General features: G+C 69.7%; 10 protein-coding genes and 2 tRNA genes. 4 read left to right on the top strand and 8 right to left on the bottom strand.

What is annotated here, in order from left to right:
* Nucleotides 1-133 precede the first annotated feature (133 nt).
* Nucleotides 134-206 (bottom strand) — tRNA-Ala (locus ABZ215_RS09890).
* Between the two features lie 29 nt (nt 207-235).
* Nucleotides 236-424 carry a DLW-39 family protein gene (locus tag ABZ215_RS09885; RefSeq protein ID WP_017985983.1) on the bottom strand — a complete coding sequence of 63 codons (189 nt, stop codon included), beginning with the start codon at nt 422-424 and terminating at the stop codon, nt 236-238.
* 169 nt (nt 425-593) lie between these two features.
* Here ABZ215_RS09885 and ABZ215_RS09880 point away from each other — a divergent pair, with 169 nt between their 5' ends.
* From ABZ215_RS09880 to ABZ215_RS09870, 3 genes are all read left to right on the top strand, one after another.
* Entirely contained in the window at nt 594-1991 is a 1398-nt protein-coding gene (locus ABZ215_RS09880) for an FAD-binding oxidoreductase (RefSeq protein ID WP_354949095.1), read from the top strand.
* A 61-nt stretch (nt 1992-2052) separates the two neighbouring features.
* Nucleotides 2053-2286: a CsbD family protein gene (locus tag ABZ215_RS09875; protein WP_354949093.1), complete on the top strand. Its 234-nt coding sequence runs from the start codon at nt 2053-2055 to the stop codon at nt 2284-2286.
* A gap of 146 nt (nt 2287-2432) precedes the next feature.
* Nucleotides 2433-3401, top strand: coding sequence for a MerR family transcriptional regulator (locus ABZ215_RS09870; RefSeq protein WP_354949091.1), 969 nt, complete (start codon nt 2433-2435; stop codon nt 3399-3401).
* On the opposite strand, the gene ABZ215_RS09865 is transcribed toward ABZ215_RS09870, so the two are convergent.
* Entirely contained in the window at nt 3398-4255 is an 858-nt protein-coding gene (locus ABZ215_RS09865; RefSeq protein ID WP_020416242.1) for a YceI family protein, read from the bottom strand. The two genes, ABZ215_RS09870 and ABZ215_RS09865, sit on opposite strands and share 4 nt — an antisense overlap.
* Before the next feature lie 103 nt (nt 4256-4358).
* Entirely contained in the window at nt 4359-5492 is a 1134-nt protein-coding gene (locus ABZ215_RS09860) for a PP2C family protein-serine/threonine phosphatase (protein ID WP_354949089.1), read from the bottom strand.
* Nucleotides 5493-5641: 149 nt separating this feature from the next.
* On the opposite strand from ABZ215_RS09860, the gene ABZ215_RS09855 reads away from it, so the two are divergent.
* Complete coding sequence (locus tag ABZ215_RS09855; protein ID WP_354949087.1) at nt 5642-6469, top strand: LLM class flavin-dependent oxidoreductase; 828 nt, start codon at nt 5642-5644, stop codon at nt 6467-6469.
* A 59-nt stretch (nt 6470-6528) separates the two neighbouring features.
* On the opposite strand, the gene ABZ215_RS09850 is transcribed toward ABZ215_RS09855, so the two are convergent.
* From ABZ215_RS09850 to gyrB, 4 genes are all read right to left on the bottom strand, one after another.
* A tRNA-Ile gene (locus tag ABZ215_RS09850) sits at nt 6529-6602 on the bottom strand.
* A 30-nt stretch (nt 6603-6632) separates the two neighbouring features.
* The gene (locus ABZ215_RS09845; RefSeq protein WP_354949085.1) at nt 6633-7349 is read right to left on the bottom strand and encodes a DUF3566 domain-containing protein; all 717 of its coding nucleotides are present in this window, start codon (nt 7347-7349) and stop codon (nt 6633-6635) included.
* Entirely contained in the window at nt 7350-9869 is a 2520-nt protein-coding gene (gyrA, locus tag ABZ215_RS09840; RefSeq protein ID WP_020416239.1) for a DNA gyrase subunit A, read from the bottom strand.
* A 43-nt stretch (nt 9870-9912) separates the two neighbouring features.
* A complete protein-coding gene (gene gyrB, locus ABZ215_RS09835; protein ID WP_354949082.1) occupies nt 9913-11880 on the bottom strand; it encodes a DNA topoisomerase (ATP-hydrolyzing) subunit B in 1968 nt (655 codons plus the stop codon).
* Nucleotides 11881-11916: the final 36 nt, after the last annotated feature.

Genomic DNA, 11916 nt, shown 5'->3' with positions numbered 1-11916 from the left:
GACCTGGAGGCGCGGACGGAGGTCGTCGGGTTCGTCGACATGGTCGGCTACACGCGGGTGACCCGCCGCGCCCCCACAAAACACGCGAAACGCAAACGGCTCGCGCTCTCCGCGAGCACGAGCCTCCGATGCGTGGAGCTGAGGGGAATCGAACCCCTGACCTCTGCCTTGCAAAAGCAGCGCTCTACCAATTGAGCTACAGCCCCGGACGCGGGCCCCCAAGCCCGCGGGAAGTTCAGTTGTTCGTGCCTGCCTCGGCGGCCTTCGCCGGCGCGCTGCCGTTCGTCGAGACCGCGGCCAGCGGGCGCTCGGTCGGGGCGGTGGCCTCGCGCCACAGGTCGGCCTCAGCCTTCGCGTCTTTGTTGCGCTTGATCACGAACAGCACCCCACCCGCGACGACTGCGAGCGCCAGCAGCTTCTTCACGTTCAGGCCCCTCTTCGACGGTCCGGCTGACCTCACGATGCTACTGCACCCGCCAGGGGGAGGTTCGCGCGGTGCGGACGGCCGCGAGCTGTAATGCAGGTCACATCCACTTCGACTTCCTCTGGTGGTTCGCGCCACGTCCACCGTCCGCCCGCGAAAGCAGGAAGTCATGAACCCCTTCGACGTGGAGACCTTGCGGCGGTCCCTCGACGGCGCCGCCCTGACACCCGGCGATCCGGGCTACGACCAGGGCCGCGCCGTGTGGAACGGCCTCATCGACCGCCATCCCGCGGTCATCGTCCAGCCGTCCGGCCCGCGGGACGTCGCCACGGCGCTCGCGACCGCCCGGAACTCCGGGCTGGAGGTGGCCGTGCGCGGCGGCGGGCACAACGTCGGCGGGGCCGCGGTCGCCGATGGCGGCCTGACCATCGACCTGAGCAGCCTCGACCAGGTCGTGGTCGACCCCGGCAGCCGCACCGCGCGGGTCGGCGGCGGCGCGCGGTGGCGACAGGTCGACACCGCCACCCAGGGGCACGGCCTGGCGACCGTCGGCGGCACCGTCAGCGACACCGGCGTCGCCGGCCTCACCCTCGGCGGCGGCTTCGGCTGGCTCACCAACCAGTACGGCCTGGCCTGCGACAACCTGCTCTCCGCGGAGGTCGTCCTCCCCTCCGGCGACGTGCTGCGCGCGTCGGACACCGAGAACACCGACCTGTTCTGGGCCCTGCGCGGTGGCGGCGGGAACTTCGGCGTCGTCACCGAGTTCGAGTTCCGGCTCCACCCGGTCGGGCCGATCATCCAGCTCGGGCTGTTCTTCTGGGAGGACGACCGCGGCGCCGAAGCACTGCGGCACATGCAGGGGATCGTCGAATCGTTGCCGCGGAAAGCCGGCGCCATCATCGCGGCGCTGAACGCCCCGCCCGCCGATTTCGTGCCCGAGGAACACCACTTCCGCCCGGGTTACGCGCTCCTCCTCGCCGGTTTCGGCCCGGAACCGGAATTCGGCGAAGCCGCGCAGCAGGTCCGCACCGGTCTCGCGCCGCTGTTCGAGTTCACCATCCCGATGCCCTACGTCGCGCTCCAGCAAATGCTCGACGAAACCGCGTTGCCGGGCATCCTCGCCTACGAGAAAGCGCTTTACCTGGACCGCTTCTCGGAGCCGGTCATCACCGCGGTCACCGAACGGATGCCGCTGCGGAGCTCGCCGATGTCGTTCCTGCCCAACATGTTCGCGGGCGGCGCGTTCACCGAGGTCGCCGACGACGCCACGGCGTTCGGCGGCGCCCGGAACCCCGTGGTGCTGTTCAGCATCGCCGCGCTGGCCACCGACGCGGACCTCCTCGCGCGTGACCGGCAATGGGCCCGGGATCTGTGGGACGCCGTGGCGCCGCATTCGTCCGGCACCGGCGGCTACGTCAATTTCATGACCGACTACGAGGACGACCGCGTGCGCACGAGTTTCGGGGCCGCGAAATACGCGCGGCTGGCCCGGATCAAGGCGCACTACGACCCGGAGAACCTGCTGCACCGCAACCCGAACATAAAACCCGCACTCGCACCCGCGTGAGTGATTAGCGCCCCTGCCACCCGGGTAGCCGATTCGTGACGGTGACGAAGGAGGGGCAGGAATGACCGACAAGGAAGACCGTCAGGAAGGCATCAAGGGCGCGGTCGAGGGCCTGAAGGGCAAGGTCAAGGAGACCGCGGGCACGTTCCTGGGGAACGCCTCGGCGCAGCGGGAAGGCCGCGCGCAGCAGGAGAAGGCGGACGCGCAGCAGCGGGTCAGCGAGAAGGAAGCCGAAGCCGACCGGGCGCGGGAGGAAGCGGCCCTCGGTGAGGCGCGGCAGCGCAGCGAGCAGTAACACACCCCGAGACACGGCCAGGTCAGACGCGGCACAGTTCCCCGTCTGTCCTGGCCGTTCCACGTGGAACCAAGGTTGACCTTGTCCCTGGGGCAAGCCCCACAGTCGCTTCCGCCGGGCAAAATGCCTGGTACGAGGAGGGCGACATGGGACTGCTCACAATCGGGGCGTTCGCCCGCGCGGCGGGACTGTCCCCGAAGGCCTTGCGGCTCTACGACGACCTGGGCCTCCTCCGGCCCGCGTCGGTCGACCCGGTGTCCGGCTACCGGCGGTACTCGCCGGACCAGCTGGAGCGGGCCCGCCTGATCGGTTTGCTGCGCCGGACCGGGATGCCGCTGGCGCGGATCTCGCTGGCGCTGTCCAGCCCCGATCCGGCAACCGAGGTCCTCGCGTACTGGCGTTCGGTCGAGGCCGACGTCGCGGCGCGCGGGCGGCTCGTCGCCTTCCTCGTCGAGCAACTGTCCGGAAAGGACACTGCGATGACGGGACTCATCCACGCCGCACGCGCCGACCGTGGTCTGGTGCGGGAATCGAACCAGGACGCCGCCTACGCCGGGCCGCACCTGCTGGCCGTCGCCGACGGGTTCGGCCAGGGCGGGCACCAGGCGAGCGTCGCCGCGATCGAGGCCGTGCGGCCGCTGGACTCGCTGACGAGCGGCGATCCGCTGGCGGCCCTCGGCGAAGCGTTCCGCGTGGCCGGCGCCGCAGTCCGAAACCTCGAGGACGCCGGCACCACGCTGACCGCGCTCCTGTGGTCGGGTTCCCGGCTCGGGGTCGTGCACGTCGGCGATTCGCGCGCGTACCTGCTGCGCGCAGGCGAGCTGCACCAGCTGACGCAGGACCACGTGCAGGGCACCGCGATCCCGGCGACGCTGGTCAAGGCCTTGCACCGGCAGCCGGCCGAGCCGGATCTGCTGCTGCGCGACGGCCGGAACGGCGACCGGTACCTGCTGTGCTCCGACGGCCTCTACAACGCGGTGCCGGCCAACGTGCTGCACGCCGAGCTGCGGGCGGCCGCCACCCCGGGCGACGCCGTCGGCACGCTGGTCGACCTCGCGAACCGGCGTGGCGGCCCGGACAACATCGCCTGCGTGGTCGCCGACGTCGCGGCTTAGGCGCCGCGGACGGCCTGGACGTCGAAGCGGAGCTCGACCGTCGAACCGACCACGACCAGGCCCTTCGCGAGCGTCTGCTGCCAGTTGATCGTGAAGTCCTCGCGGTGCAGCTCGGCCTTCGCGACCGCGCCGAGGCGCTCGCCGTTCCACGACCGCAGGCCGAGGTAGCTCGCGTCCAGGCGCACGCCGCGGCTCGCGCCGCGCAGGTTGAGCGTGCCGTCGATCTGCCAGCGGTCCCCGGCCACGCGCTGGGCCCGGTCGCTGAAGAAGTGGATCTTCGGGAAGCGTTCGACGTCGAGGAAGTCGGGCGAGCGCAGGTGCTCGTCCCGCTTCTCGGCGGCGGTGTCGATGCTGGCCGCGTCGATGACGACCTCGATCGACGAGTTCTCGATCCGCTCGCCGACGGTGACGCTGCCGTGGAAGCGCGTGAACCGGCCGTGGACGCGGGACAGACCGATGTGCCGCGCCACGAAGCGGATCGACGTGTGGTCCGGGTCGATCACCCAGCGGCCCGGGCCCGGCAGGCGGACGCTCGCGTCGGGGTGCAGCTCGACGTCACCCAGGGAGGTGTGGTCGCCGCTGGCGACGTCGACGGTGTGGGTGGCCTCGCGGTAACCGCCCGCGGTGATCGTCACCTGGTAGGTGCCGGTGGCCGCGGTGACGACCACCAGTCCGTAGTCGTCGGACACCGCCCGGAACACCCGCGGGCTGCGCTTGTGTCGGAGGACCATCTCGGCGCCGGCCAGCGGGTTGCCCGTCTCGTCCCGCAGCCGGGCGCTCACCAGGCCGGCGCCGGCCGCGAAGGTGACGGGCTCCCCCTGCCGGCCGTCACGTCGACGCAGGCGGCTGAACATCGGAGGCGCTCCCATCGGTCGGTGGTCCGCAGGCGACCATAACCAGCCGAACGGCGTTCCGTGACCCGGTCGTTACCAGAGTCACCGCTCCGGCACCGCTGAATCACCCCATCCAGTCGAGGCAGATGACGCAGGCGTCGTCCTTGGGGTGCCCGGCGGCGGCATCGACAACGGCCCTGGTCATCGCCTGCACCACGGCACGCGGGTGCAGGTCGGCGGTCTCCCGCGCCAGCCTGCGCAGGTCCACCGACGCCGCCTCCCGCTCCAGCATCCCGTCGGTCAGGAGGAACAGCCGGTCACCCGGGCGCAGGTCGACGACCTGAACCTCGTGCGGCTTGTCCTGCAGGCCGGTGCCGAAGGGGGTGTCGCGGTGCAACGGCAGCTCGCGGACATGGCCGTCGCGCAGGAGCAGCGGGAGCGGGTGCCCGGCGTTGACGACTTCGGCACGGCCTTCGGCCAGCTCGAAGCGGAACAGCTGACCGGTCGCGTAGGGGATCTTCGCGTGCTCCCGCACGGCCCGGTCGGCCTCCGCCGCCTGGTCGGCGAGGGACCGGTTGGCGCGGCGGGCGCCGCGCAACGCGCCCATGAGCAGGGTCGCGACCAGGCCGGACTGGACGTCGTGGCCGACCGCGTCGGTGATCGTCAGGTTCAACGTGCCGTGGTCGAGGGCGTAGTCGTAGGTGTCGCCGCCCACGTCGTCGGCGGGCACCAGCGCGCAGGCGAGCGTGAACTCCGGGGCCTCGCAGCACGGGGCAGACGGCAGCAGCTGGTGCTGGATCTCGGCGGCCAGGCTCACCTGGGTGGTGCGCTCGCCCCACTCGTAGAGATCGGTGAAGCGCCGGTCGGTGACGATGAGGTAGGCGAGGGCGTGGGCCACCTCGCCCACCTGCTCCACCACGTCGGGGCGGGGGACGGTCGTTTCGAGCAGACCGATGGCGTCGCCGCGGTGCGTGACGGGCACGATGACGCGCCCCTGGTCGTGGAACGGCTCCTGGCTGTAGAGGACGCGCTCGTAGACGGTGCCGGCCAGGTCGACGCGGTCGGCGTCCGCGCCGTGCAGGGCTGTGCCGTGAAGCCGGACGAGCGCGCGGGCCACGAGGTCGACGAGCAGGAACGAGGTGTCCGAGGCGGCGAACCGCTCGGCCAGGTAAGCCGCGACCACGTCGACCGAGCGAACCGGAGAGGCCCGCTCAGCGGCGGCGAGCACCGCCGCAAGACCGGACGGGACATCGGACATCGCCGGCTCCCTCCCTCGGTGGCGGTGGATACCCGCTCAGACCGGCCGGTTAACCCTCCAGCGGCGGGTCCTGTCGGATGCACGGTGGCTCGTTCGTAGAAGATGTGAAGCTCGGCACCAGGCCGGGCCACGTGGGAGGAGCTCCACCGATGACGGGTGGTTCGACACACGAGATCAGGCCGTTGCGGTTCGGCGTCGTCGCGCCGATCAGCACTGACATGCCGGCTTGGCGTGATCAGTTGCGCGGGCTGGCCGACAGTGGTTTCTCGACGGTCCTGATGCCCGACGTGCCGCAGTGGCAGCCGGCACCGGGCCCGGCGCTCGCCATGGCGGCGACGATCACCGGCCTGCGCGTGGGCACCTGGGTGTACGCGTCTCCGGTGCGGCCCGCGTGGATCACGGCGTGGGAGGCGCACTCGCTGTCCGTGCTCACCGAGGGGCGGTTCGAAATGGGCATCGGCACCGGCCGGCCCGGGATCGCCGACCAACTCCGTGAGCTGGGTCTGCCGCTCCCTCCGGAGGGCCAGCGGTGGAGCCAAGTGCGTGACGTCGTCGCCGCCCTGCGCGAGCTCGACGGTCCGGACCTGCACACGCCGGTGGCCATGGCCGTGCGCGGCCCGAAGGCACAAGCGCTGGCGGCTGAACTCGCCGACACGGTGACCTTCGTGATGCCACAGATCGAGACGCGGGCGGCGACGGTGCAACGGGTGGAAAGCTTCGACAACCGTCGCGGTGCGGAACTGGCGTTGCACGTACCCGTGGTCGGCGACTCGGTCGCCGCGTTCATGGCCGGACCCGACACCGACCCCGCCGCCGTCCGGGCCGCGGACTCGCTCGCGTTCCTGCCCAGCGATCCCGCCGCCGCGGCCGAGGAAATCCAGCGGCGACGCGAGGAGATCGGCTTCTCCTACTTCGTGTTCGGCGCTGACGCCGCCGGTGCCCTCGCGCCAGTGGTCGCCGAGCTGGCGGGACGGTAGGCAGCCAAAAAAGCTCAGCCCCCGTTTCCTCTGGTTGGGAGACGGGGGCTGACCTGTTGTGGGCCCAGGAGGACTTGAACCTCCGACCTCTTCGTTATCAGCGAAGCGCTCTAACCGCCTGAGCTATGGGCCCTCGAACGGAGAGAAGACTACAACATGCCTTCTACTCGCGTTCCGACAGGGTCACCTCTAGGCCTCCGGCCAGGTCGGCGGACACGTTGTAGATGAACGCGCTCACCGTGGCCAGCGCCGAGAGCAGCACGATGTTGATCGCGCCGAGGATGGCCGCGATGCCGAACACCCGGCCGGCGCTGATGAGCGGTTCGTTGGTCACGCCGGCGCCCTCGCCGGACACCAGGGACGAGTAGGTGCCGTTCAGCTTGTCCCACACGCCCATGCCGTCGAGCACCGTGTACAGCACGCCGACGGCCACCAGCCACACGAAGAACAGAGCGACACCGAGAACCAGCGACAGCTTCAGCACCGACCAGGGGTCGAACCGCTTGATCTGCAGGCTCGCCCGGCGCGGGCCGCGGCCGGGGCGGCGCAGTGCGCTGGGCGTCGAACGTCCCTTGGTGCCGGCACTGGCGACGCTCACCGTTTCCTGCCCCCTCAACCCTGACAACGCGTCGTCGCGCGCCGCGGGGTTGCCGAACAGACCCTGCGCCGCCGAACCGGTGACGGCCGGCTGGTCGTCACCGTTCGAGTACAACACAGTTTTCTCGGCCTGGCCTTCCGACGACCACCCGTCCCGGTAACCGCCTGCCTTGGGGTCGGTCGTCGTGCCCTGACCGGCGTCGCGGCTCAGCCGCTGCCAGGGCGGCGTGCCCGCGTCACCGGTCTGCGCACCGTGCTGTTCGGGGTTCTCCGGTGTCGTCACTTAGCTCTCTTCCGAGACGGGTTCTTCGGTTCCTCCGTTGCCTTCACCATTACCGACGCCCGAGGGCTCATCAGCGTTGCGTGCGACCGCGAGAAGAGTCGTACCCTCGCCCAGGTTGATCAACCGCACGCCCTTCGTCTGCCTGCCCGCCTTGCGCACCTGGTCCGCGGGCGTGCGGATGACGCCGCCGCTGGAGGTGATGGCGTAGAGCTCGTCGTCGGCGTCGACGATGAGCGCCCCCACCAGCCTGCCACGCTTGCGGTCGTGCTGGATGGTCAGCACACCCTTGCCGCCGCGGCCCTGCACCGGGTAGTCCTCGATCGGCGTCCGCTTGGCGTACCCACCGTCGGTGGCGACCAGCAGGAACTTGTCCGGCTTGACCACGTTCAGCGCGAGCAGCTCGTCGCCGTCGTTGAACCGCATGCCGAGCACACCCGACGTCGGGCGGCCCATCGGGCGCAGCGTCTCGTCGGTGGCGTGGAACCGGATCGACTGGCCCTCGGCCGACACCAGCAGCAGGTCGTCCTCCGGGCCGGCGAGCACCGCCCCGACCAGCTCGTCGCCCTCGCGCAGGTTGATGCCGATCAGGCCGCCGGAGCGGTTCGAGTCGAACTCGCTCAGCCGTGTCTTCTTGACCAGGCCCTTCTTCGTGGCCAGCACCAGGTACGGCGCGACCTCGTAGTTCGGGATCTCGATGATCTGCGCGATCGTCTCGTCCGGCTGGAACGCCAGCAGGTTCGCGACGTGCTGACCGCGGGCGGCGCGGTTGGCCTCGGGCAGCTCGTACGCCTTCGCGCGGTAGACGCGGCCCTTGTTCGTGAAGAACAGGATCCAGTCGTGCGTCGAGCACACGAAGAAGTGCTGGACGATGTCGTCCTGCTTGAGCTGCGCGCCCTGCACGCCCTTGCCGCCGCGGCGCTGCGAGCGGTACAGGTCGGTCTTGGTGCGCTTCGCGTAGCCGGTGCGTGTGATGGTGACCACCACGTCCTCGACCGCGATCAGGTCCTCGACCGAGACGTCGCCGTCGAACGGGATGATCTGGGTGCGCCGGTCGTCACCGAACTTGTCGACGATCTCGGTCAGCTCGTCCTTGACGATCTGCCGCTGGCGCTCCGGCTTGTCCAGGATGTCCTGCAGGTCGGCGATCTCCAGCTCGATCTTCGCCAGTTCGTCGACGATCTTCTGGCGCTCCAGGGCAGCCAGGCGGCGCAACTGCATGTCCAGGATCGCGGTGGCCTGGATCTCGTCGATGTCCAGCAGCTCGATCAGGCCGGTGCGCGCCTCGTCGACCGTCGGCGACCGGCGGATCAACGCGATGACCTCGTCCAGCTGGTCCAGCGCCTTGACCAGACCACGCAGGATGTGGGCGCGTTCCTCGGCCTTGCGCAGGCGGAACCGGGTCCGCCGGACGATGACCTCGATCTGGTGCTTGACGTAGTGCCGGACGACCTGGTCCAGCCGCAGCGTCCGCGGCACGCCGTCGACGAGCGCCAGCATGTTGACGCCGAAGTTGTACTGCAGCTGGGTGTGCTTGTAGAGGTTGTTCAGCACGACCTTGGCGACCGCGTCCCGCTTGAGCGTGACCACGATCCGCATGCCGCGACGGCTGTTGGACTCGTCGGCGATGTCCGCGATGCCGGTCAGCTTCCCGTCCCGCACCAGGCTGGCGATGTTCTCCACCAGGTTGTCCGGGTTGACCTGGTAGGGCAGCTCGGTGACGACCAGCGTCGTGCGGCCGCGGGCGTCCTCCTCGACCTCGACCACCGCGCGCATGCGGATCGAACCGCGGCCGGTGCGGTAGGCCTCCTCGATGCCGGAGGTGCCCAGGATCAGGCCCTTCGTCGGGAAGTCCGGGCCCTTGATCCGCTGCATCAGCGCGGCCAGCGTCTCGTCGTCGCCGGCCTCCCAGTTGTCCAGCGCCCACACGACACCCTCGGCGACCTCGCGCAGGTTGTGCGGCGGGATGTTGGTCGCCATGCCGACCGCGATGCCCGACGTGCCGTTGACCAGCAGGTTCGGGATCCGCGACGGCAGGACGTCCGGCTCCTGCGTGCGGCCGTCGTAGTTGGGCGAGAAGTCGACGGTCTCCTCTTCGATGTCCCGCAGCATCTCCATGGCCAGCGGGTCGAGCCGCGACTCGGTGTACCGCATGGCCGCCGCGGGGTCGTTGCCCGGCGAGCCGAAGTTGCCCTGGCCGTCGATCAGCGGGTACCGCAGCGCCCACGGCTGGGCCAGCCGCACGAGGGCGTCGTAGATCGCCGAGTCGCCGTGCGGGTGGTAGTTGCCCATCACGTCGCCGACCACGCGCGAGCACTTGTTGTACCCGCGCTCCGGCCGGAACCCCGAGTCGTACATCGAGTAGAGGACGCGGCGGTGCACCGGCTTGAGGCCGTCCCGCACGTCCGGCAGCGCGCGCGACACGATCACGCTCATCGCGTACTCGATGTACGAGCGCTGCATCTCATGCTGGATGTCGACCGGCTCGGTGCGGTCGTGTTCCGGCGGCAAGGTTTCCGTCATGGGGTCCTTCTACTGACGAATGGGAAAAGGAGGCGGGGGCGCGCTACACGTCGAGGAAGCGGACGTCCTTGGCGTTGCGGGTGATGAACGAGCGCCGGGCTTCGACGTCCTCGCCCATCAGGACGCTGAACAGCTCGTCCGCCGCGGCGGCGTCGTCCAGCGTGACCTGCAGCAGCAGACGGCGGGACGGGTCCATCGTGGTCTCCCACAGCTCTTCGGCGTTCATCTCGCCGAGACCCTTGTACCGCTGGATGCCGTCTTCCTTCGGCACCTTGCGGCCGGCTTCGGCGCCGGCCGCGAGCAGACCGTCGCGCTCCTTGTCCGAGTACGCGTACTCCGGCTCCGACCGCGGCCACTTGATCTTGTAGAGCGGCGGCTGCGCGAGGTAGACGTGGCCGTGCTCGATCAGCGGGCGCATGAACCGGAACAGCAGCGTCAGCAGCAGGGTGCGGATGTGCTGGCCGTCGACGTCGGCGTCGGCCATCAGCACGATCTTGTGGTACCGCAGCTTGGAGAGGTCGAAGTCGTCGTGGATGCCGGTGCCCAGCGCGGTGATCAGCGACTGGACCTCGTTGTTCTTGAGCACCCGGTCGATGCGGGCCTTCTCCACGTTGATGATCTTGCCCCGGATCGGCAGGATCGCCTGGAACCGCGACTCCCGCCCCTCCTTGGCCGACCCGCCCGCGGAGTCACCCTCCACGATGTAGAGCTCGCACTCCTCCGGGTTGGTCGACTGGCAGTCCTTGAGCTTGCCGGGCAGTCCGCCGATCTCCAGCGCGCCCTTGCGGCGCACCAGGTCGCGCGCCCGGCGGGCGGCCATCCGCGCCTGCGCGCTGGACAGCGCCTTGTTGATGATCGTCTTGGCTTCGCTCGGGTTGCGCTCGAACCAGTCGGACAGCCACTCGTTGGTCTTGGACTGGACGAACGACTTGGCCTCGCTGTTGCCCAGCTTGGTCTTGGTCTGGCCCTCGAACTGCGGCTCGGCCAGCTTGATCGAGATGATCGCGGTCAAGCCCTCGCGCACGTCGTCGCCGGAGAGGTTCTCGTCCTTCTCCTTGAGGAGTTTCTTGTCCCGCGCGTACGCGTTGACCACGCGGGTCAGCGCAGCGCGGAAGCCCTCCTCGTGGGTCCCACCCTCATGGGTGTTGATGGTGTTGGCGAAGGTGTGCACCGACGGCGTGAACGAGTTGTTCCACTGCATCGCGACCTCGACCTCGAGGCCGTCGCCCTTGGCGTCGAAGCAGATGATGCTGGAGTGGATCGGGTCCTTCGAGCCGTTGATGTGCTTGACGAAGTCCTCGAGCCCGCCCGGGTAGTGGTAGACGCGCTCCTTGACCCGCGCCTGCTTGCCGTCGGCGTCGGCCTCGGTCTCCGCCTCGGTGACCCGCTCGTCGCGCAACGTGATGCTCAGGCCCTTGTTCAGGAAGGCCATCTCCTGCAGGCGGCGCGAGACCGTCTCGGTGTTGTACGTCGTGGTCTCGAAGATGTCCGGGTCGGCCCAGAAGGTGGTGGAGGTGCCGGTGCCCTCGGCGGGGCCGACCTCCTCCAGCGGGCCGGGCTTGGAGTGGTCGTAGTGCTGGCGCCACTTCTTGCCATCGCGGGAGACCTCGACGTCGAGCGCCCTGGACAGGGCGTTGACGACGGAGACACCGACGCCGTGCAGACCGCCGGACACCGCGTAGCTCTCGCTGTCGAACTTGCCGCCCGCGTGCAGCACGGTGTGCACGATCTCCAGCGTCGACTTCTTGTGGACCGGGTGCTCCTCGACGGGGATGCCGCGGCCGTCGTCGACCACGCGGACGCCGCCGTCGGCGAGGAGGGTGACCTCGACCTTCGTCGCGTAGCCAGCCATGGCCTCGTCGACCGAGTTGTCGACGACCTCCCAGATCAGGTGGTGCAGACCGCGTTCACCGGTGGAACCGATGTACATGCCTGGCCGCTTGCGGACCGCCTCGAGACCCTCGAGCACCGTGATGGAGGACGCGTTGTAGTCGTTCTGCTGAGCTGCCACGAGCCTGCTTTCTCCTCAGTCTTGCCCAAGGGACTC

Source organism: Amycolatopsis sp. NPDC006131 (assembly GCF_040614175.1).
Lineage (GTDB): Bacteria > Actinomycetota > Actinomycetes > Mycobacteriales > Pseudonocardiaceae > Amycolatopsis_E > Amycolatopsis_E tucumanensis.
The sequence above is the reverse complement of the archived record's forward strand: the minus strand, read 5'-3'. Positions and strand labels throughout refer to the sequence as shown.